At 66.0% G+C, this 19,100-nt stretch carries 26 protein-coding genes and 1 pseudogene; 24 read left to right on the forward strand and 3 right to left on the reverse strand.

From position 1 onward, the window contains the following. Nucleotides 1–115: 115 nt before the first annotated feature. Both ACE3SL_RS12880 and ACE3SL_RS12885 read right to left on the reverse strand, forming a co-directional pair. Complete coding sequence (locus tag ACE3SL_RS12880; RefSeq protein ID WP_374526142.1) at nucleotides 116–433, reverse strand: DUF1905 domain-containing protein; 318 nt, start codon at nucleotides 431–433, stop codon at nucleotides 116–118. Between the two features lie 2 nt (nucleotides 434–435). Then, nucleotides 436–1,944, reverse strand: a complete 1,509-nt coding sequence (locus ACE3SL_RS12885; RefSeq protein ID WP_374526143.1) for a YifB family Mg chelatase-like AAA ATPase — start codon at nucleotides 1,942–1,944, stop codon at nucleotides 436–438. Between the two features lie 128 nt (nucleotides 1,945–2,072). Here ACE3SL_RS12885 and ACE3SL_RS12890 point away from each other — a divergent pair, with 128 nt between their 5' ends. From ACE3SL_RS12890 to ACE3SL_RS13000, 23 genes and pseudogenes are all read left to right on the forward strand, one after another. After that, a complete protein-coding gene (locus tag ACE3SL_RS12890) occupies nucleotides 2,073–2,705 on the forward strand; it encodes a TetR/AcrR family transcriptional regulator (RefSeq protein WP_374526144.1) in 633 nt (210 codons plus the stop codon). Between the two features lie 28 nt (nucleotides 2,706–2,733). Continuing rightward, on the forward strand, nucleotides 2,734–3,186 hold the full coding sequence (locus ACE3SL_RS12895; protein WP_374526145.1) for a VOC family protein: 453 nt from the start codon (nucleotides 2,734–2,736) through the stop codon (nucleotides 3,184–3,186). 29 nt (nucleotides 3,187–3,215) lie between these two features. Beyond that, nucleotides 3,216–3,869 carry a glutathione S-transferase family protein gene (locus ACE3SL_RS12900; protein ID WP_374526146.1) on the forward strand — a complete coding sequence of 218 codons (654 nt, stop codon included), beginning with the start codon at nucleotides 3,216–3,218 and terminating at the stop codon, nucleotides 3,867–3,869. Nucleotides 3,870–3,894: 25 nt separating this feature from the next. Next, nucleotides 3,895–4,569 (forward strand): glutathione S-transferase family protein, encoded by a 675-nt coding sequence (locus ACE3SL_RS12905; protein WP_374526147.1) that lies wholly within the window; start codon nucleotides 3,895–3,897, stop codon nucleotides 4,567–4,569. Between the two features lie 30 nt (nucleotides 4,570–4,599). Continuing rightward, nucleotides 4,600–4,896: pseudogene (locus tag ACE3SL_RS12910) on the forward strand (DUF1428 domain-containing protein); the annotation flags it as partial. A gap of 18 nt (nucleotides 4,897–4,914) precedes the next feature. Beyond that, complete coding sequence (locus tag ACE3SL_RS12915) at nucleotides 4,915–5,319, forward strand: DUF1428 domain-containing protein (protein ID WP_374526163.1); 405 nt, start codon at nucleotides 4,915–4,917, stop codon at nucleotides 5,317–5,319. A gap of 23 nt (nucleotides 5,320–5,342) precedes the next feature. Continuing rightward, nucleotides 5,343–5,897, forward strand: coding sequence for a GFA family protein (locus ACE3SL_RS12920; protein WP_374526148.1), 555 nt, complete (start codon nucleotides 5,343–5,345; stop codon nucleotides 5,895–5,897). 10 nt (nucleotides 5,898–5,907) lie between these two features. After that, nucleotides 5,908–6,633 (forward strand): DUF899 family protein, encoded by a 726-nt coding sequence (locus tag ACE3SL_RS12925; protein ID WP_374526149.1) that lies wholly within the window; start codon nucleotides 5,908–5,910, stop codon nucleotides 6,631–6,633. After that, a complete protein-coding gene (locus ACE3SL_RS12930) occupies nucleotides 6,630–7,424 on the forward strand; it encodes a VOC family protein (RefSeq protein WP_374526150.1) in 795 nt (264 codons plus the stop codon). Before ACE3SL_RS12925 ends, ACE3SL_RS12930 begins: the two co-directional genes overlap by 4 nt. Nucleotides 7,425–7,463: 39 nt before the next feature. After that, the gene (locus tag ACE3SL_RS12935; protein WP_374526151.1) at nucleotides 7,464–8,168 is read left to right on the forward strand and encodes a DUF899 family protein; all 705 of its coding nucleotides are present in this window, start codon (nucleotides 7,464–7,466) and stop codon (nucleotides 8,166–8,168) included. 23 nt (nucleotides 8,169–8,191) lie between these two features. Further along, nucleotides 8,192–8,605, forward strand: coding sequence for a VOC family protein (locus ACE3SL_RS12940; protein WP_374526152.1), 414 nt, complete (start codon nucleotides 8,192–8,194; stop codon nucleotides 8,603–8,605). Continuing rightward, nucleotides 8,605–9,102 carry a VOC family protein gene (locus tag ACE3SL_RS12945; RefSeq protein ID WP_374526164.1) on the forward strand — a complete coding sequence of 166 codons (498 nt, stop codon included), beginning with the start codon at nucleotides 8,605–8,607 and terminating at the stop codon, nucleotides 9,100–9,102. Before ACE3SL_RS12940 ends, ACE3SL_RS12945 begins: the two co-directional genes overlap by 1 nt. Continuing rightward, a complete protein-coding gene (locus ACE3SL_RS12950) occupies nucleotides 9,089–9,541 on the forward strand; it encodes a hypothetical protein (protein WP_374526153.1) in 453 nt (150 codons plus the stop codon). The genes ACE3SL_RS12945 and ACE3SL_RS12950 overlap by 14 nt, the downstream gene beginning before the upstream one ends. After that, nucleotides 9,541–10,194, forward strand: a complete 654-nt coding sequence (locus tag ACE3SL_RS12955) for a glutathione S-transferase family protein (protein ID WP_374526154.1) — start codon at nucleotides 9,541–9,543, stop codon at nucleotides 10,192–10,194. The genes ACE3SL_RS12950 and ACE3SL_RS12955 overlap by 1 nt, the downstream gene beginning before the upstream one ends. A gap of 16 nt (nucleotides 10,195–10,210) precedes the next feature. Then, a complete protein-coding gene (locus ACE3SL_RS12960; RefSeq protein ID WP_374526155.1) occupies nucleotides 10,211–10,672 on the forward strand; it encodes an SRPBCC domain-containing protein in 462 nt (153 codons plus the stop codon). A gap of 184 nt (nucleotides 10,673–10,856) precedes the next feature. Continuing rightward, complete coding sequence (locus ACE3SL_RS12965) at nucleotides 10,857–11,654, forward strand: alpha/beta hydrolase (protein ID WP_374526156.1); 798 nt, start codon at nucleotides 10,857–10,859, stop codon at nucleotides 11,652–11,654. A 74-nt stretch (nucleotides 11,655–11,728) separates the two neighbouring features. Next, nucleotides 11,729–12,037, forward strand: a complete 309-nt coding sequence (locus ACE3SL_RS12970; protein ID WP_374526157.1) for a PGPGW domain-containing protein — start codon at nucleotides 11,729–11,731, stop codon at nucleotides 12,035–12,037. 101 nt (nucleotides 12,038–12,138) lie between these two features. Further along, nucleotides 12,139–12,273 carry a 50S ribosomal protein L34 gene (rpmH, locus tag ACE3SL_RS12975; RefSeq protein ID WP_003046693.1) on the forward strand — a complete coding sequence of 45 codons (135 nt, stop codon included), beginning with the start codon at nucleotides 12,139–12,141 and terminating at the stop codon, nucleotides 12,271–12,273. Between the two features lie 41 nt (nucleotides 12,274–12,314). Further along, complete coding sequence (gene rnpA / locus ACE3SL_RS12980; RefSeq protein WP_374526158.1) at nucleotides 12,315–12,653, forward strand: ribonuclease P protein component; 339 nt, start codon at nucleotides 12,315–12,317, stop codon at nucleotides 12,651–12,653. A gap of 270 nt (nucleotides 12,654–12,923) precedes the next feature. Further along, nucleotides 12,924–13,136, forward strand: a complete 213-nt coding sequence (gene yidD / locus ACE3SL_RS12985; RefSeq protein ID WP_067180668.1) for a membrane protein insertion efficiency factor YidD — start codon at nucleotides 12,924–12,926, stop codon at nucleotides 13,134–13,136. A 44-nt stretch (nucleotides 13,137–13,180) separates the two neighbouring features. Then, complete coding sequence (gene yidC, locus ACE3SL_RS12990) at nucleotides 13,181–14,923, forward strand: membrane protein insertase YidC (RefSeq protein ID WP_374526159.1); 1,743 nt, start codon at nucleotides 13,181–13,183, stop codon at nucleotides 14,921–14,923. A 106-nt stretch (nucleotides 14,924–15,029) separates the two neighbouring features. Further along, entirely contained in the window at nucleotides 15,030–15,671 is a 642-nt protein-coding gene (gene yihA, locus ACE3SL_RS12995; protein ID WP_374526165.1) for a ribosome biogenesis GTP-binding protein YihA/YsxC, read from the forward strand. A 169-nt stretch (nucleotides 15,672–15,840) separates the two neighbouring features. After that, nucleotides 15,841–16,512, forward strand: coding sequence for a glutathione S-transferase family protein (locus ACE3SL_RS13000; RefSeq protein WP_374526160.1), 672 nt, complete (start codon nucleotides 15,841–15,843; stop codon nucleotides 16,510–16,512). A gap of 40 nt (nucleotides 16,513–16,552) precedes the next feature. Here the strand turns inward: ACE3SL_RS13000 and ACE3SL_RS13005 are convergent, their stop codons facing one another. Next, nucleotides 16,553–17,260: a winged helix-turn-helix domain-containing protein gene (locus ACE3SL_RS13005; protein WP_374526161.1), complete on the reverse strand. Its 708-nt coding sequence runs from the start codon at nucleotides 17,258–17,260 to the stop codon at nucleotides 16,553–16,555. A 64-nt stretch (nucleotides 17,261–17,324) separates the two neighbouring features. Here ACE3SL_RS13005 and ACE3SL_RS13010 point away from each other — a divergent pair, with 64 nt between their 5' ends. After that, nucleotides 17,325–18,857, forward strand: a complete 1,533-nt coding sequence (locus ACE3SL_RS13010; protein ID WP_374526162.1) for a class I adenylate-forming enzyme family protein — start codon at nucleotides 17,325–17,327, stop codon at nucleotides 18,855–18,857. The last annotated feature ends 243 nt before the right edge of the window (nucleotides 18,858–19,100 follow it).

The raw sequence follows: 19,100 nt of genomic DNA on the forward strand, positions 1-19,100 counted from the left end.
AAGTCGAGACACGCTCGGGAAGCGCCAGCCTTCGCATGTCTCGACTTCGCTCGACACGAACGGGAGCTTAGGTTTTGGCTTCCGCTTCCGGTTGTAAGCCGCCTAAAGCGAAACATCAGCCGTCCTCGCCGTTCCAATCGCGCCCGGCCTTCATAACGACCTCGACCCGGTCGCCGCGCCCGACCCGTTCGGCCTTCTGCACCGCGACCTTGACCGGCAGCAGATAACCGCCTTCGCGCGGGAAGAGCGACGTCGCGAACATGGTCTCGCCGATCCGCGCGACCACCGGCACCACGCCCCAGCCATAGCTTTGCGACAGCCCGGCATAGCGGATCGCGCCGACATGCGTGTCGGGCACCGCAACGAACAGAAAGGGCGCCGGCCCGCGCCATTCGAAAATCTCGCCGCCGAACGCGATCACTTCGTCATCCACAATCAGTTCCTCGGCGCTTGCCGCCGATAGCTCAGCGCTTCGGCAATATGGATACGGCCGATGGTTTCCGCGCCCGCCAGATCGGCGATCGTCCGCGCGACGCGCAGCATCCGCGTATAGCCGCGCGCCGACAGCCGCATCGCCTCGGCTGCCTGCGCGAGCAACTGGCGCCCGGCTTCGTCAGGGGTCGCGACCGCTTCCATGAGCTCTCCGTCGATCTCGGCATTGGTGCGCGCCGGATGCCCCGCATAGCGCGCGGTCTGCACGTCGCGCGCCGCCGCGACGCGCGCCGCCACCTCGGCGCTGCCTTCGGCGGGCGGCGGCAGCACGAGATCGGCAGCGCTCACCGCCTCGACCTCGACATGCAGGTCGATGCGGTCGAGCAGCGGCCCCGACAGCTTCGCCTGATAATCGGCGGCGCAGCGCGGCGCGCGGCTGCACGCGAGCGCGGGGTCGCCAAGATGCCCGCAGCGGCACGGGTTCATCGCCGCGACGAGTTGCACCCGCGCCGGAAAGGTCACATGCGCATTGGCGCGCGCGACGCTGACCTCGCCGGTTTCGAGCGGCTGGCGCAGGCTGTCGAGCACCCCGCGCTGAAACTCGGGCAGTTCGTCGAGGAACAGCACGCCGAGATGCGCGAGGCTGACCTCGCCGGGCCGGACGCGCAAGCCCCCGCCGACGAGCGCGGGCATCGACGCCGAATGATGCGGGCTGCGGAACGGCCGCGCGCGCACGAGCCGCCCGCCCTCGAGCCCGCCCGCGACCGAGGCGATCATCGATACCTCGAGCGCTTCGGCCGGCGTCAGTTCGGGCAAGATGCCCGGCATACACGCCGCCATCAGCGATTTGCCCGAACCCGGCGGCCCCGACATCAGCAGATTATGCCCGCCCGCCGCCGCGATCTCGAGCGCGCGCTTCGCGGTCTCCTGCCCCTTCACCTGTTTGAGATCGGCGGTGCGGACGGGAGTCTCGACAGCGCCCGGAACCGGCGGCGGCAGCGGCGCGCTGCCCCGGAAATGCGCCAGCAGCGACAGGAGATCGGGCGCGCCGAGCACCTCGACATGGCCCGCCCACGCCGCTTCGGGGCCTTGCAGCGCCGGGCAGATCAACCCCTTTTCGGCGCTTCCCGCATGGAGCGCCGCCAGCAGCACGCCGGGCGACGCCGCGACGCGCCCGTCGAGACTCAACTCGCCGACGACGACATAAGCGCTCAGCGTCTCGGCATCGACGACGCCCATCGCTCCCAGCAGCGCGAGCGCGATCGGCAGGTCGTAATGCGATCCTTCCTTGGGGAGGTCGGCGGGCGACAGGTTGACGGTGATCACCTTGGGCGGCAGCGCTAGCCCGATCGCGGCGATCGCCGCGCGCACCCGCTCGCGGCTTTCGCCGACCGCCTTGTCGGGCAGGCCGACGACGACGAAGCGCGGCAGGCCGGGCGTCAGCTGGCACTGTACCTCGACCCCGCGCGCTTCGAGCCCGAGATAGGCGACGGTTGAAACGATCGCGACCATGATCCCCCTTTGTTCCCATGCCTTTCATACGCCGCCGCCCGCCGCCGTCGAGTCTTTTTAGCGCCGTCGTGGCGCGGTTCGTCGCCGCGCGTTTGACAACATACCAACCAGTCGGTATGTCGAGTCGCATGAACACGACTCGTCCCTCCCCGCCCCGTCCCCGCGCCCCGCGCGGCAGCGCGCGCGCCGCGCTGATCGCGGCGGCGCACAGCACGGTGCGCAAGCAGGGCTATGCCGCGACGAGCGTCGATGAGATTTGCGCGGTGGCGGGCGTCACCAAGGGTGCCTTCTTCCATCATTTCGAATCGAAGGAAGCGCTCGCAGTCGCCGCGGCCGAGGGCTGGACCGAGCGCGCGCGGCCGATGTTCGAACTCGCGCCGCACAACCGGCTCGACGATCCGCTCGACCGGCTGCTCGGCCATATCGATTTCCGCCTGTCGATGCTCGACGGCCCGACCGAGGATTATACCTGCTTCGTCGGCACGATGGTGCAGGAGGCCTATGCGACCAGCGACCGCATCCGCGCCGCGTGCGAGGCGAGCATCAACGCCTATTGCCAGGCGCTCGCCCCCGACATCCAGGCCGCGATCAACGTTTACGGCGTCCCCGAAGACGTCACTGCGATCGGCCTCGCCCAGCATGTCCAGTCGGTGCTGCAGGGCGCCTTCGTCCTGGCGAAAACGACGAACGATCCGGCGATTGCACGCGGGACCGTCACCCATCTGAAGCGTTACGTCCGGATGCTGTTCGGACGGATTTGACAAAATTCAAAGAGAGAGGAGTCCCCCCATGGCCGACACGCCCGAAACCCCCAGGATGATCTTCGTGAACCTGCCGGTCACCGACCTCGAAAAGTCGAAAGCCTTTTACGAGGCGGTCGGCGCGACCAACAACCCCGCCTTCACCGACGACACCGCCGCCTGCATGGTGATCGCCGAAGGGTCGATCCACGTCATGCTGCTCACCCATGAAAAATGGGCAACCTTCACGTCGAAGACGATCCCCGACGCGCATATGGCGGCGCAGGTTCTGCTCTGCGTCTCGGCCGATAGCCGTGGCGAGGTCGATGGACAGGTGGGCAAGGCTGTCAAGGCGGGCGGCAAGGCCGACCCGACCCCGACGCAGGACTTCGACTTCATGTACGGCCGCAGCTTCGAGGACCCCGATGGACATATCTGGGAAGTGATGTGGATGGACCCGGCGGCGATCCCGGCCGGCGAACCCGCCGAAGCCGCCGCCTGACGATCCGCCAAGGATGAGGGAGAAAAGCCGTGCCCGAAATCACCGCCTACCGATCGGTTCCGGCCTTCGCATACGGCCGCATCAAGGACATCCGCATCCGCTGGGCGCTCGACGAAATCGGCCAGCCTTATGAGACGCGGCTGATCGGCGGCATTTTCGAGGACAAGGCGCCAGCCTATCTGGCCGATCAGCCGTTCGGGCAGGTTCCGGTCTATAAGGAAGGCGACCTGATCCTGTTCGAAACGGGATCGATCCTGATCCACATCGGCGGCACCGACGCGCGCCTGTTGCCGCGCGATGCGAAAGGGCGCGGCCGCGCGATCAGCTGGATGATCGCCGCGCTCAACAGCGTCGAGCCGATGATCCAGACCCTGGTCGTGCTGACCGTCAAGGGACAGGGCACCGACTGGCTCGCCAGCGCGATCGAAGCGGCCAAACCCTTTGCCGAGCAGCGGCTGGCCCGCTTGGCGCAGGCACTCGGGGAGCGCGAATGGCTGGAAGATGATTTTTCGATCGGCGACATCGTGATGATCGATGTGCTGCGCAACGCCGCCCCGCAGCTACTGGCACCGCACCCCAATCTCGCCGCCTATGTCGCGCGCGGCACCGCGCGCCCCGCCTTTCAAAGCGCGATGGCGGCGCATCTGGCCGATTGCGCGGTCGGCGAGCCGCTGCCCGCCTGACCCCACCTTTAAAGGAACCATAGCCATGCCCGTGAACCCCGACAGCAAACTCGAAGTCACCGCCTTCGACTGGGTGCCCGATTTCGCGCGCGGCTTCGTCCGCGACCTTCGACCGCGCTGGGCGTGCGAGGAGATCGGGCTCGACTATGCCGAGCATCTGATCAGCGCGATCAACCGCCCCGCCGGCCACTTCCTGTTCCAGCCGTGGGGGCAAGTCCCGGTGCTGAGCGACAACGGCATCCGCCTGTTCGAAAGCGGCGCGATCCTGCTCCATCTCGCCGAAAAGGACGAGCGGCTGATGCCTCGCGACGCGCAGCAACGCGCCAACACGCTCGCCTGGCTGTTCGCTGCCTATAACAGCGTCGAGCCGATGCTGTTCGAACTCGGCAATGTCGATTTGTTCGCGAAGGACGAGGAGTGGGCGAAGCTCCGCCGCCCGAGCCTGATCGAATTCATCCAGGGCCGCCTCGGCCGCCTCGACGACGCGATCGGGGACAAGGAGTATCTGACGGGCGAGTTCACCGTCGCCGACATCGCGATGGCCACCGTGCTCCGCGAAGCCGTCGAGGCGGGGCTGATCGCCGAGCAGCCGCGGCTGCAGGCCTATTTGGATCGCTGCCTCGCCCGTCCCGCCTTCGAGCGCGCGCTCGCCGCGCAGCTTGCCGCCTTCAGCGACGAAGCGGGACCACCCGCCGCCTGATCCCCTCCCAATCCCCCAAGGAGAGACGAGATGACCTATGTAGAAGGATTTGTGCTCGCGGTGCCGACCGCCAACAAGGAAGCCTATCGCAAGCATGCTGCCGACGCGGCGCCGCTGTTCAAGGAGTTCGGCGTGAGCCGGATGGTCGAATGCTGGGGCGACGACGTTCCCGACGGCAAGCTCAACGACTTCAAGGGCGCGGTGCAGGCCAAGCCCGACGAAACCGTCGTCTTCAGCTGGTTCGAATATCCCGACCGCGCGACCCGCGACGCCGCGACGGAGAAGATGATGAACGATCCGCGGATGGCGGCGATGGGCGGCGAAATGCCGTTCGACGGCAAGCGGATGATCATCGGCGGCTTCGAATCGATCGTCGACGACCGCGCCGGCGGCGCCACCGGCTATGCCGACGGCTATATCGTCCCGGTCCCCGACGGGAACAAGGACGCCTATCGCGCGATGGCCGACAAGGCGTCGGAGGTGTTACGCGACTATGGCGCGACGCGCGTCGTCGAGGCGTGGGGCGACGATGTGTCCGACGGCAAGGTCACCGACTTCAACCGCGCCGCACACAAGCAGGATGGCGAAAGCGTCGTGTTCAGCTGGGTCGAATGGCCCGACAAGGAAACGCGCACCGCAGGCTGGGAAAAGGTCATGGCCGACGAGCGGATGAAGCCCGATGAGAGCAACATGCCTTTTGACGGCAAGCGCATGATCTACGGCGGCTTCGTCCCGATCGTCGAGGCGTGATCGCAGCAACGGGAGAGCGTCCGGTGTCCCACCCACACGAAACGCGTGCGGCATCATGCCGTTGCGGTGCTGTAACGCTGGAACTGGTCGGCAATCCGATCGTCGCGGCGACTTGCTACTGTCATAGCTGCCAGGAAGCCGGGAGGGCGTTCGAAGCGCTGACCGGCGCCCCGGCCCTGCTCGACGCCGATGGCGGCACCCCTTATGTACTGGTGCGCAAGGACCGCATTGCCTGGCTATCGGGCGTCGATCAGCTGGACGAACATCGGCTGAACGCCGATTCGCCGACACGGCGGTTCGTCGCGCGCTGTTGCCACACACCGATGGCGCTGGAATTTACCAAGGGCCATTGGCTGAGCGTCTATGCGGGACGCATCCCTGCCCGCGAACGCCCGCCCACCGCGATGCGGACGATGGTGAGAGACCGGCCCGATGGTGTCGAATTCTCCGACGATGTGCCGAGTTACACATCGCACTCGGGCAAGTTCATGTGGAAACTGCTGTCGGCTTGGGCTGCGATGGGATTTCGCGCTCCGCCGATCGAAAAGACGCAGAGCTGGACGCGAAAGCAGGGATGAGGGAGCCGATGTGAATCACCTGACCTACCCTAACGAAAGCGCCGCCTACCGCGCTGCACGCAACGCGTTGCTCACCGACGAGATCGCGCTCCGCCGCCAGATCGAGGCGGTCGCGGCGAAGCGTCGCGCGCTGCCGTCCGGCGGCGAAATCGCCGAAGATTATGTTTTCGAGCGCATCGGCGCACACCAGCGTCCCGAAACGGTCCGATTGTCCGAGCTGTTCGGCAATAAGCCGAGCATCATCCTCTACAGCTTCATGTTCGGCCCCGGCCGCGACGTCCCCTGCCCCGGCTGTACCCACATGCTCGATTCGATCGACGGCGGCGCCCGCTACATCGACGACCGTGCCCCGCTCTATATCGTCGCCAAGTCGCCGATCGCGCGGCTCGTCGAATGGGCACGGGTACGCGGCTGGGCGCACCTGAGTTTCCTCTCGGACGTCACCACGCGCTACTCCGCCGACTATTTCGGCGACACCCGCAAATTCCCGCCCGCGATGCGCGCCGACCGCAAGCTGAAATCGGGCGAAGAATGGGACGAGACGATCTTCAACGTCTTCCGCAACGAAGCGGGCACCGTCCGCCATCACTGGGGCAGCGAGATGGCCTTCGCGCCCTCCGATCCCGGCCAGCACCACCGCGCCGGCGACCTCGTCGATTCGCTGTGGGGCCTGCTCGACATGACCCCCGAAGGCCGCGGGGACTATTTCCCGACCGTGGAAGGAGGAAAGAAATGACCGACGCATCGAACTTCATCTGGTACGAACTGATGACCCCCGACCCGGCGGGCGCAGCGCGCTTCTATGGCGCGGTCGTTGGCTGGACGATCCCCGCCGAAGGGGAGCCGACGGCCGGCGGGGTCGATTACCGCATGATCGGACGCAGCGACGGCGGCAACGCGGGCGGCGTGCTCGCGCTCAATGCCGACATGATCGCGGGCGGGGCGCGGCCCTTCTGGATCGGCTATATCCACACCCCCGACGTCGATGCCGCGGTCGCGGCGATCGAGGGCGACGGCGGCGGCGTCCAGATGCCCGCGATGGACATCCCCGTCGGGCGCATCGCGATGGTCACCGACCCGCAGGGAGCGCCCTTCTATGTCATGACTCCCGCCCCGCCGCCGGGAATGGAGGACATGGAGAGCGACGTCTTTTCGGTCGACCGGCCGCAGCACATCCGCTGGAACGAACTCGCGACCACCGCGCCCGACGCTGCGATCGCCTTTTACAAAAAGCATTTCGGCTGGGGGCAGGAGGGCGCGATGGATATGGGCGAACTCGGCGCTTACAGGTTCATTCAGCGGGGCGACGTCGGGCTCGGCGCGGTCATGCCGCTGATGCCAGGCATGACTGCCCCGATGTGGAGCTTCTACATCGGCGTCGACGATATCGACCGCGCCCGTGCCGCGGTCACCGCGAACGGCGGTACGATCACCAACGAACCGATGGAAATTCCCGGCGGCGAATATGCGATGAACGGCATCGACCCGCAGGGCGCGGCCTTCGGCCTCGTCGGCCCGCGCAAATAGGCGGATCGGGGCGATCGGGGGACAGGAAAGGAAAGAAACATGACCGATACACTCGTCCCCGCCGAAGAGCTGGTGCGCAGCAGCACACGCCGGCCGCTGCCGAACGAGAGCGCCGACTATCGCGCCGCGCGCGACGCGCTGCTCGTCGAGGAAATCGAGCTCCGCCGCCATCTCGCGCGCGTCGCGGCGCAGCGGCGCGCGCTCCCGCCCGGCGGCGAGGTGAAACAGGATTACCGCTTCGTCGGCGCGGCCGGCGAGGTCGGCTTCGCCGACCTGTTCGGGAACCACGACACGCTATTCGTCTATGGCATGATGTACGGCCCCGAACGCAAGCAGGCCTGCCCGATGTGCACCGCGACGGTCGCGAACTGGGACCCCGAGGTTCCGCATCTCGAGCGGAGGATCGGTTTCGCGATCGTTGCGCGCTCGCCCTATCCGCGCCTCGCCGCCTTCGCACGCGAACAGGGCTGGGATCATCTGAGGCTCTATTCGGACCCGACCGGCGCTTTCTGGCAGGACTATATCGGCGAAGGCCCCGACGACGACATGGCAGGCTACAGCGTCTTCACGCGCCGCGACGGGACGATCCGCCATTTCTGGAGCGTCGAGGGCGGACCCGAGATCGCCGATCCGGGGCAGGACCCGCACGGCGCGCCCGACCCCAATTCGCTGTGGAACCTGCTCGACCTGACCCCCGAGGGGCGCGGCACCGACTGGTATCCCAGCCTGCGCTACGACGACTGACCCGAACAAGAGAGGAGAGGAAGATGGAAAATCAGGGACCGACGACCGGCCTGACCCCGCATCTGGCGATAGCCGACAAGCGCGGCGCCGAGGCCATCGCCTTTTATGCGAAGGCATTCGGCGCGGTCGAGCAAGCGCGCGTGCTCGCAGATGACGGCGTGCGGCTGATGCACGCGCATCTGACCGTCAACGGCGCGTCGCTGATGATGCACGACGATTTTCCCGAATATACCGGCGGCGCGATGCCGCCGCCGTCGGGGGTCACGCTGCACCTGCAGGTCGACGACACCGACGCCTGGTACGACCGCGCGGTCGCCGCGGGCGCGGCCCCGCACATGCCGCCCGCGGACATGTTCTGGGGCGACCGCTATGCGCAGGTCACCGACCCGTTCGGCCATAGATGGTCGATCGGAACCCCCGTCAAAGGAGAGAAATGATGTCCGGCAAAGCAACATTGTGCCTCTGGTACGACAAGGACGCCGAGGAAGCGGCGAATTTCTATGCCGCGACCTTCCCCGACAGCAAGGTCGGCACCGTTCACCGCGCGCCCGGCGACAATCCGAGCGGCAAGGCGGGCGATGTGCTGACCGTCGATTTCACCGTGCTCGGCTTCCCCTGCATCGGCCTCAACGGCGGTCCGGCCTTCAAACATAGCGAAGCCTTTTCGTTTCAGGTCCATACCGAAACGCAGGAGGAAACCGATCGCCTCTGGAACGCGATCGTCGGCAACGGCGGCGCCGAAAGCATGTGCGGCTGGTGCAAGGACAAATGGGGCCTCAATTGGCAAATCACCCCGCGCGTCCTGACCGACGTGATGGCGAGCGGGGACAAGGCGGCTGCCAAGCGCGCCTTCGAGGCAATGATGTCGATGAAGAAGATCGACATCGCGACCATCGAAGCCGCGATCAGAGGCGAAGCCGTTGGCGCGGCGTAGTCCCGTCCTCTTCGCCTGGCTGCTCTGCGGTACGCTCGACATCTGCTATGCGGCGGTGTCGAGCGTGCTGCGCGGCGGCACCGTCTCCTCGATGCTCCACGGCGTTGCCAGCGGGCCGTTCGGCGACGGCGCGCAGCAATGGGGCATCGGCGGCGACCTCGCCGGGCTCGCGACGCATTATGCGATCATGGCCGCGATGGTTGCGGCGTGGTTCTTCGTCGCGCGGCGCTGGATCACGCTGACCATATGGCCGTGGTGGCTGACCGGCACGCTCTACGGGCTGCTGCTCTATGTCGTCATGAACGGCATCGTGTTGCCGCTGCGCTTCGGCTTGCCTTTCCCGCCGGCCGATCTCGTCAAGGGCGCGATCGCGCTCTTTCCGCACATCTTCTTCATCGGCCTGCCGCTCGCATGGCTGACCCGCAAGGATGCCCATTGATGCTCATCTATTATGGCCACCCCTTCTCTTCCTACACATGGAAGGTACTGATCGCGCTTTACGAGAAAGGGATCGCGTTCGATTACCGCTCGGTCGACCCGGCATTTCCGGACCATATGCCCGAATTGAAGGCGCATTGGCCGATCGGGCAGTTCCCGCTGCTCGTCCACGACGGTGTGCCCTGGTTCGAATCCTCGATCATCATCGAATATCTCGACCATCTCGTCCCCGAGCCGCGCCTGATTCCCCAGGACTTCGATGCCGCGCTCAAGGTGCGCTTCTTCGATCGCATCTTCGACAATCATGTCATGGCGCAGATGCAGGAGGTGGTGAACGACGCAATCCGTGGCCCCGGCGGCCATGTCCCATCGATCGTCGATGGTGCGAAGGCGAAGCTCGAGACCGTCTACGCGTGGCTCGACAAGGAACTCGCGGCCGGCGGCTGGGCGACGCCCCATGGCTTCACCATGGCCGATTGCGCCGCCGCGCCATCGCTCTTCTATGCCGACTGGGCCTACCGGATTCCCGAAAAATACGAGAATCTCCGCGCCTATCGCGCCCGCCTGCTCGCACATCCGACTGTGTCGCGCTGCGTCGAGGATGCCCGGCCATTCCGCGGCTATTTCCCGCTCGGCGCCCCCGACCGCGACTGACCCGAAGGAGACTATCATGTCCGAAACCCGCGAACTGTCGGTAACGACCCACATCGACGCGAGCCCCGGGACGGTGTGGCAGGTGATGACCGGGCGCATGGCCGAATGGTGGTGCCCGAAACCCTGGACCGTCACGCTCGACGAGATCGACCTTCGCCCCGGCGGCCGCTGCGCGATGACGATACACGGCCCCGATGGCGAGACGATGCCGAGCGACGGAATATTTCTGGAGGTCGTGCCCGGCAAGCGTTTCGTGACAACCGACGCCGTGGTCCGCGACGCCAGCGGCCGCCTCGCGGCATCGGGTCCGTTCATGATCGGCGGCTGGGAAATCGAGCCCGAGCAGGGCGGCACCCGCTTCACCGGCTGGGCGCGCCACTGGACCGACGAAGCGATGCAGCAGCATGAGGAGATGGGCTTCACCCCCGGCTGGGGTGCCGTCGCCGAGCAGTTGAAGGCGCTTTGCGAAGATAGATGAGGTCCGTCATTGCGACCCCGGCGAAAGCCGGGGGAAGCAATCCAGAGCGGTTACCGCACCCTCTGGATTGCCGGTCGCTTCGCTCCTCGCAATGGCGGCAAAGAACCGTCCCAAATCGCGGTTAACGCCGCGCTGACGCTGCCGCTTTGCCATTTGGTCATCGCGCCCGCGCGATGGCGGCCTCATGGCCTTGCCGACCGCCTTCCTTCGTACCCTCATCATCACCGCTTTCGCGGCGGTGCTGGCGTTCGCCCCGGCGCACGCGCAACAGGTCGCGACCGTCACCACGTCGGTGACATGGACCTATGAAGACGCGGGGACCTATGAAGACGCGGGCGACGACGACACTGCCGGCGCGATCGACGAAACCGCAGCGCTCCTCGACGACGAGGGCCTCGCCGAAGACGCCGACCTCGGCGCGACGCGGCGCTATGCGCCTTCGGCGACGCTCGCGACGCTCGGCCAGGCGAAGGCGCGCTTCGGTCCCTTCGCGGTCGTCGATGACGCGACGATCCGCATGGCGGGCGACGTCACGTCGAACACGCCGCGCCAGTTCGCCGCGATGCTCGCAGCCTTTCCCCATCTGAAGCGCCTCGAAATGATCGACTGCCCCGGCAGCCTCGACGAGGAAGCCAATCTGATCCTCGCGCGTGCGATCCGCCGGGCGGGCCTCGAAACCATCGTCCCCGCCGGCGGCTCGGTCCGCTCGGGCGCCGTCGAGATCTGGCTCGCCGGAGCCACCCGCCGCGCCGCGCCCGATGCCGAGTTCGGCGTCCACAGCTGGGCCGACGAAAATGGCCGCGAGGCGAACGATTATCCCGCGAACGATCCGGTCCACGCCGAATATTTGAGCTATTACCGCGAAATGGGCATGGACGACGCGAAGGCGCACGCCTTCTACGCGCTCACCAACGCGACGCCGTTCAGCGACGTCCACTATCTGACGCGCGACGACATGGCACGCTTCGTCACGCTGAACTGAACCATTCCCTGCCAGGCGGTTGGCAAACTGATTTAGCCTTGTAACACGCCTGCCGTACCCCCAGATCGGGCTGCATGGCGAACCGCAGCCTTTACCAGCGATTGCGACGGAACGCGCAGGTCCGCACGGGGCTTTTCTGTATCGGCGTGCTGCTGATGGCCGTCGGCGTGATCATCGGCCCACTGCCCGGCCCCGGCTTCCTCATCCTGTTTCCGGTCGGCCTGATGCTCTGCCTGCAGAACAGCGCCTGGGCGAAACGACGCTATGTCCGCTTCAAACGGCGCCATCCGCGCTACGGCGACTGGACCGACCGGATCATGCGCCGGGTAAGTGCCGCGCGCCGCCGTGCCCGCGCCGCGCTGGAATCGCTTGATGACGATTGACTTTCGCCCGAATCCTGCTTATCCGCGCCTCCAACAGTGGCCGCCCACGCTTGGCGGCCCTTTTCTGTTACAGCATTTGACGAGATCTAGGGAAAACCGCGATGAAGCGCACTTATCAACCGAGCCGCCTCGTGCGCAAGCGCCGCCACGGCTTCCGCGCCCGCAAAGCCACCGTCGGTGGCCGCAAGGTTCTCGCTGCCCGCCGCGCGCGCGGCCGCAAGAAGCTGTCGGCCTGATCACCGACGCTTCGTCGCCAGCCCAAAAAGAGTTGGGTCTGGTGCGAACGCTTTCCAAACGCAGCGAATTTCTGGCCGCGAACCGCGGCCTTCGCTTTCCCATGCCCGGCTTCGTGCTGCTCGTCCGCCCTCGCGGCGACGGCGACGAGAGTCGGGGCATCGGCTTTACGGTCAGCAAGAAGGTCGGCAACGCCGTCACCCGCAACCGCATGAAGCGACGCTTCCGCGAACTGGCGCGCGCCGCGCTGCCCGAATCGGGGATCGCCGGCGCCGACCATGTGCTGATCGGGCGCCCCGGCGGCAACGACATCGCCTTTGCCGAACTTGGCGACCATCTCGATTCGGCGCTGAAGCGCGCCGCGAAGAAGCTGGCGAAATGATCGGCTGTCCTACATGGCGCGCGCGGCGTAGCATCCCGGCATGAGCACGTCCCTTCTCCGGCCCTGCAATCGAATTGCGAGTGAAGTTACGCAGTTTTCTGCGGTTCCGCTGATGAATCCGTCCCTTTCCTCTCATCACCCCGGACTTGATCTGGCGTCCATTCTCCCGGCGTCACGTGAATGGACCCCGGATCAGGTCCGGGGTGACGACGCAGGCGGCGAAGACCATGCAATCGCGTGTAAAGTTGCGCAGTTTTCCGGGCTTCTCCCATGATCGCCCGGCTGCTCATTCTGATCGCCCGCGGCTGGCAGCTCGGCCCCTCGCGCATATTGCCGCCCACGTGCCGCTATGCACCGTCGTGCAGCGAATATGCAATCATCGCGCTGAAACGTCATGGTGCGATCAAGGGTGGCTGGCTGGCGACAAAGCGGCTATTGCGCTGCCATCCTTGGGGCGGCCATGGCTACGACCCCGTACCCTGATGCGGCATTCCCCGACATTTTGAGACGAAGAGAGACCGAAGAGCGTGGACGACAAGCGTAACTGGATCACGGCAATCTTGCTGTCGGCGGCCATCCTGCTGGGCTGGAACTTCGTCGCCACGAAATTCTTCCCGACCCCGCCCAAGCCCGACGTGACCAGAACGGTCGCGGGCGCAAGCGGCGCGGCCAATCCGGCGACGCCCGCGCAGCCCGGCACTCCCGCGGCTCCGGGCGCCACCGCACCGGCGACGCCCGCGATCGTGCCGCTCGAAACCGCGCTCGCGGCGGGCAACCGCGTGCCGATCGAAACCCCCGCGCTGTCGGGCTCGATCAACCTCGTCGGCGCGCGGATCGACGACATCACGCTCACCAAATATCGTCAGACCATCAAGAAGAACTCGCCCCCCGTGCGTCTCTTCGCCCCGGGCAACACCAAGGCCGCCTATTTCGCAAGCATCGGCTGGTCGGCGCAGGGCATCGAGGTTCCGGGGCCGAGCACCCTCTGGACCGCGACCGGCGCCAGCCTGACCCCGACGACCCCGGTGACGCTGAGCTGGGCCAACGCGACCGGACAGACCTTCCGCATCGAGTACAGCATCGACGCCCATTATCTGATTACCGCGAAGCAGACGGTCGCCAACACCGGCACCGCAGCGGTTCTGGCGAGAACAGGAGCCTTCATCGATCGTGGAGGCCGTCCGACCAATCCGGAAGATCACGACACCACCACGATTCATTCAGGTCCGACTGGTCTACTCGACGGCAAGAGCAATTTCACCAATTACGACGAGGTCGAAAAGGCGCCCAACAGCACCATCGATTTCGCTTCGACGGGCTGGCTCGGCTTCACCGACAAATATTGGCTTGCTGCGGTCATCCCCGGCAGCGGCCAGAAAGCATCGGCAGCGTTCAGCGGCCTGCCCGGCAATGGTTTTCGTGCGGCGTTCGCGGGTGAGTTCGCACAGGTCGCCCCCGGTAAGCAGATCACCACGACAAGCCGCATCTTCGCCGGCGCGAAGGAAGTGAGCATCCTGTCGGACTATCAGGACAATCTCGGCATCCCGCGCCTGTCGAACGCGATCGACTGGGGCTGGTTCGAATTTTTCGAAAAGCCGATCTTCAAGCTGCTCGACTGGCTGTTCAGGCAGGTCGGCAATTTCGGCGTCGCGATCATGTTGCTCACGGTGATCATCCGCGCGCTGATGTTCCCGGTCGCGCAGCGCCAGTTCCATTCGATGGCGCAGATGCGCCTCGTCCAGCCGAAGATGAAGGCGCTGCAGGAACGCTATAAGGACGACAAGCCGCGCCAGCAGCAGGAACTGATGAAGCTCTACAAGGACGAGAAAATCAATCCGCTCGCCGGCTGCCTGCCGATCGTGCTGCAGATCCCGATCTTCTACGCGCTCTACAAGGTGCTGATGCTGACGATCGAAATGCGCCACCAGCCCTTCGCGCTGTGGATTCGCGATCTCTCGGCGCCCGATCCGCTGCACTTCCTCAATCTGTTCGGGTTGCTGCCCTTCACGCCGCCGTCGCTGCTCGCGATCGGACCGCTCGCGCTCGTCCTCGGCATCACCATGTTCCTGCAGTTCCGCCTCAATCCGCAGGCGACCGATCCTGTGCAGCAGCAGGTGTTCAAGATCATGCCGTGGATGTTCATGTTCATCATGGCGCCGTTCGCGGCCGGTCTGCTGCTCTACTGGATCACGAACAACTGCCTGTCGATCGCGCAGCAGCAGTTCATGTACCGCAAGTTTCCGCAGCTTCGGGCGGCGCCGGTCAAGTGATCCCTTCCCCTTCCCTCGTCATTCCCGCGCAAGCGGGAACCCAGAGCGTGAAAGCGCGGACTTCGGCGGCATCCGCTGGGTCCCCGCTTACGCGGGGATGACGAAGATGGATGAGATCGACCCCACGCTCCCTGAACGCGCGCGCAAGCTGTTCGCCGGCCCGATCGCCTTCCTGAAATCGGCGCCCGCGCTCCAGCATCTGCCCGCGCCTTCGGTGCCCGAGATCGCCTTCGCGGGCCGCTCGAACGTCGGCAAGTCGTCGCTGCTCAACGCGCTGACGAACCGGAACGGGCTCGCCCGCACGTCGGTCACGCCAGGACGAACGCAGGAACTCAACTATTTCGACGTGGGCAATCCGCTGGTGTTCCGCCTCGTCGACATGCCGGGCTACGGCTTCGCGAAGGCGCCCAAGGATGTCGTCAAGAAATGGCGCTTCCTCGTCAACGATTACCTCCGCGGCCGGCAGGTCCTGAAACGCACGCTCGTGCTGATCGACAGCCGCCACGGCATCAAGGACGTCGATCGCGAGGTGCTCGAAATGCTCGACACGGCGGCGGTCAGTTACCGCCTCGTCCTCACCAAGGCCGACAAGATCAAGGCAACCGACCTCGCCGCGGTCCACGCCGCGACCGAGGCCGAGGCCCGCAAGCATCCCGCCGCGCATCCCGAGGTGATCGCGACGAGCAGCGAAAAGGGCCTGGGAATCGCCGAACTGCGCACCGCGGTGCTGGAGGCGGTGGAGAGTTGAGAATCCTCTCCCCTTGAGGGAGAGGATAGTGAAGGTTGCGGACTTGTCCGCTACCGAAACTTGGTGAGGGTCAGCAGCGCTTGACACCCCTCACCCAGCTTCGGCTAGGCAGCAAGCTGCCAAGCCTGCACAACCCTCTCCTAAGGGGAGAGGGGTTGAAGGAGTTCCCATGAAATTGTTCATCGGCAACAAGGCCTATTCGAGCTGGAGCCTCCGCGGTTGGCTCGCGGCGAAGCAGAGCGGCCTGCCCTTCGAGGAAGTCACCGTCCCGCTCTATGACGAAGACTGGTCGAAGCGGCGCGAGGGCGACGAGTTCGCGCCGTCGGGCGGCAAGGTGCCGATATTGTGGGACGGCGAAGACATCGTCGTCTGGGACAGCCTCGCGATCATCGACTATCTGAACGAACGCACCGCCGGCACGCGCGGCTATTGGCCCGGGGATATGGCAGCGCGCGCCATGGCGCGCTCAATGGCGGCCGAAATGCATTCGAGCTTCGCGGCGCTCCGCCGCAACCACAGCATGAACATCCGCCGCATCTATCCCGCCGCCGATCTGGCGCCCGAGGTGCAGGCCGACGTCATCCGCATCATGCAGATCTGGGCCGAGGCCCGCGCACGCTTCGGCGGCGAGGGCGCCTATCTGTTCGGCGACTGGTCGGCCGCCGACATGATGTTCGCGCCCGTCGTCACGCGCTTCATCACTTACTCGATTCCCTTGCCCCGTTTCGCCATTCCCTATTGCCAGGCGGTGATCAGCCACCCGCACATGCAGGAATGGATCGGCGGCGCGCAGGCCGAGGACTGGGTCATCGAGGCGTTCGAGGGGCCGGTCGAAGGTTGAGCCGGTCGCCTGCCGGACGGGGCAGGGACAGAGCCAATCGTCAATCCGGCCGCGAGCGCAGCGTGTAGCCCTGTCCTTTGATCGTGCGCAGCATCGGCCAGGCGAAGCCGCGATCCACCTTGGCGCGCAGGCGCGACATATGAACCTCGACGCGGTTGGTGCCGGGGTCGAAATCGAGCCGCCACACCGCCTTCAGCAACGCCGAGCGCGACAGCGGCCGGTCGGGGACGCGGGCAAGGTTGGCGAGCAGGTCGAACTCGCGCAGCGGCAAGCGGATGGCCTGCCCCGCGCGTTCGACGCGCCGGTCGATCAGATCGATTCGAAGCTCGCCCTCGCCGAGCTGACCCGCGGCGAGCCGACTTCGGCAGATGAGGCTGGCGATCCGCGCGAGCAGTTCGGGCAGATTGTCGATCCAGCCGGTCGCGTCGTCGGCACCGCCGTTCAGCGCGGTCATCCGTTCCTCCACCGAATCGCGGTCTGACACGACCAGCAGCGGCCGCCGTCCTGCGATGCTGCGCGCGAGCCGGACGAACTCGAACGGCTCCTGCCAGCCGAGGAAGGGGTTGATGACGAGAATGTCGAAGCAGCAGTCGAGCCAGGGGCGAAGTCCGCAAACGGGCATCGGAAGGCGGTACGCGAGCCAGCCGGCCGCCGTTACGGCATCCTCCAGCGGCTCGCATCGCGTCGGATGGAAAAGCGCGACCAGCGGAAGCCGGCCTTCCTCTCTCCTGTCCCCCAACTCCTCCATTCTCGCCCCCGAATCGCGTTTCCCCGGCATTGCGCCCGCTTCCCGCTGTGCTAACCCTCGTCCCATGACCAGTCACAACCTGCTCGAAGCCGATTTCGTCACCCTGCCCGACCTCGTCCGCGCCCATGCTGCAGACCGTCCGGATGCTATAGCCGCCGCCGACCCGGTGCGGCGGCTGAGCTGGTCCGAACTGGACGAGATGATGGACCGCATCGCGGCGCGCTTGCAGTCCGACGGGCTGGCAAAGGGCGACCGTACCGCGATCGCAGGGCTCAACAGTGTCGAGCAGATGGCAGCAATCCTCGGCACGCTGCGCGCCGGCGGGGTCGCTGGGCTGATCACCAACAGCGCGACCGGCGAACAGATGGCGGCGATGATCGCCGACACCGGCGCGCGGCACCTGTTCCTCGACAGCGCGGCCGCTGCGAGCCTCGAGGGCCAGCACGTCCCCGCGAGCGACCGCATCGCGATGGACGACAGCGGCGTCGGCGTCGCGCTCGCTGACTGGACGGCGCCTGCGGGCACGAAGCCCGCGCCGGTCGCGATCCGGCCCGAGGACGGCTTCAACATCATCTATTCGTCGGGGACGACCGGCACACCGAAAGGCATCATCCACAGCCATGCGATGCGCTGGCAACATATTCAGCGGGGCGCGCCGGCCTATGGACCCGGCGCAGTGACGATCCTGTCGACTCCCCTCTACTCGAACACGACGATGGCCAGCTTCATGCCGACGGTCGGATCGGGCGGGCAGGTCGTGCTGATGAAGAAATTCGACGCGCGAGGATTTCTGGAGCTTGCGGAGCGCGAGCGCGCGACGAACACGATGCTCGTGCCCGTCCAATATCGCCGGATCATGGCGCTCGACGATTTCGAACGCTTCGACCTTTCGAGCTTCGTGATGAAATATTGCACCTCGGCGCCCTTCCCTGCGGCGCTCAAGGCCGACGTGCTGCAGCGCTGGCCGGGCGGCCTCGTCGAGATCTACGGCATGACCGAGGGTGGCGCGGCGTTCATCCTCGAAGCCCATCAGTTTCCCGACAAGCTCCACACCGTCGGCAAGCCCGCGCCGGGCCATATCGCAAAGGTGATCGACGAAGACGGCAACGAATTGCCGCAGGGATCGGTCGGCGAAGTTGTCGGCCGCTCACCCGCGATGATGACCGGCTACAACAACCGGCCCGACGCGACGAAGGCGATGCACTGGTACGACGCCGACGGAAACCTCTTCTACCGCCACGGCGACATCGGCCGCATCGACGAGGATGGCTTTCTGACGCTGATAGACCGCGCGAAGGACATGATCATCTCGGGGGGCTTCAACATCTTCCCGAGCGACCTCGAGGCGATATTGAACGCCGACGACCGCGTCGTCGAGGCGACCGTCGTCGGCATGCCGAGCGAGGAATGGGGCGAGACGCCGGTGGCGTTCGTCGTGCTGAAACCCGGTGCCGACGCCGAATCCGTGCGCGCCGACTGCAACGCCAAGGTCGGCAAGACGCAGCGCCTCAGCGCGATCAAGGTTGTGGAGGAACTCCCGCGCAGCGCGATCGGCAAGGTGCTGAAGCGCGAACTGCGCGATGCCTATGCCAGGTAAGCGGCGGTTTTCGACCGCTAGTCCGCATTCCGCGTCTTCATGACTTCGTCCAAAAAAAAGGGCCGCCTTTCGGCAGCCCCTTCTCTGTTCCGGTAACGAAAGACCTTAGTCCTTCAGGAAGTCGGGCACATGGCCCTGATCTTCCGGACCGTCTTCCGAACGCTCGCGGCGCGGGCCGCGGTCGCCACGGCCTTCGCCATCGCGGCGAGGGCCACGGTCGCGGCCGCCGCGGCCACGGTCGCC

The organism is Sphingopyxis sp., assembly GCF_041916015.1.
In the GTDB taxonomy this organism is placed as follows: Bacteria; Pseudomonadota; Alphaproteobacteria; order Sphingomonadales; family Sphingomonadaceae; genus Sphingopyxis.

Coding starts and splice junctions, on each gene's coding strand:
- ACE3SL_RS12960 (WP_374526155.1), top strand. CDS start 10,211: ATGTCCGAAACCCGCGAACTGTCGGTAACGACCCACATCGACGCGAGC.
- ACE3SL_RS13005 (WP_374526161.1), bottom strand. CDS start 17,260: ATGGAGGAGTTGGGGGACAGGAGAGAGGAAGGCCGGCTTCCGCTGGTC.
- ACE3SL_RS12940 (WP_374526152.1), top strand. CDS start 8,192: ATGGAAAATCAGGGACCGACGACCGGCCTGACCCCGCATCTGGCGATA.
- ACE3SL_RS12935 (WP_374526151.1), top strand. CDS start 7,464: ATGACCGATACACTCGTCCCCGCCGAAGAGCTGGTGCGCAGCAGCACA.
- ACE3SL_RS13000 (WP_374526160.1), top strand. CDS start 15,841: ATGAAATTGTTCATCGGCAACAAGGCCTATTCGAGCTGGAGCCTCCGC.
- ACE3SL_RS12955 (WP_374526154.1), top strand. CDS start 9,541: ATGCTCATCTATTATGGCCACCCCTTCTCTTCCTACACATGGAAGGTA.
- ACE3SL_RS12885 (WP_374526143.1), bottom strand. CDS start 1,944: ATGGTCGCGATCGTTTCAACCGTCGCCTATCTCGGGCTCGAAGCGCGC.
- ACE3SL_RS12930 (WP_374526150.1), top strand. CDS start 6,630: ATGACCGACGCATCGAACTTCATCTGGTACGAACTGATGACCCCCGAC.
- ACE3SL_RS12905 (WP_374526147.1), top strand. CDS start 3,895: ATGCCCGTGAACCCCGACAGCAAACTCGAAGTCACCGCCTTCGACTGG.
- yidD (WP_067180668.1), top strand. CDS start 12,924: ATGATCGCCCGGCTGCTCATTCTGATCGCCCGCGGCTGGCAGCTCGGC.
- ACE3SL_RS12890 (WP_374526144.1), top strand. CDS start 2,073: ATGAACACGACTCGTCCCTCCCCGCCCCGTCCCCGCGCCCCGCGCGGC.
- ACE3SL_RS12970 (WP_374526157.1), top strand. CDS start 11,729: ATGGCGAACCGCAGCCTTTACCAGCGATTGCGACGGAACGCGCAGGTC.
- ACE3SL_RS12965 (WP_374526156.1), top strand. CDS start 10,857: ATGGCCTTGCCGACCGCCTTCCTTCGTACCCTCATCATCACCGCTTTC.
- ACE3SL_RS12895 (WP_374526145.1), top strand. CDS start 2,734: ATGGCCGACACGCCCGAAACCCCCAGGATGATCTTCGTGAACCTGCCG.
- ACE3SL_RS12945 (WP_374526164.1), top strand. CDS start 8,605: ATGTCCGGCAAAGCAACATTGTGCCTCTGGTACGACAAGGACGCCGAG.
- ACE3SL_RS12915 (WP_374526163.1), top strand. CDS start 4,915: ATGATCATCGGCGGCTTCGAATCGATCGTCGACGACCGCGCCGGCGGC.
- yihA (WP_374526165.1), top strand. CDS start 15,030: ATGGATGAGATCGACCCCACGCTCCCTGAACGCGCGCGCAAGCTGTTC.
- ACE3SL_RS13010 (WP_374526162.1), top strand. CDS start 17,325: ATGACCAGTCACAACCTGCTCGAAGCCGATTTCGTCACCCTGCCCGAC.
- rpmH (WP_003046693.1), top strand. CDS start 12,139: ATGAAGCGCACTTATCAACCGAGCCGCCTCGTGCGCAAGCGCCGCCAC.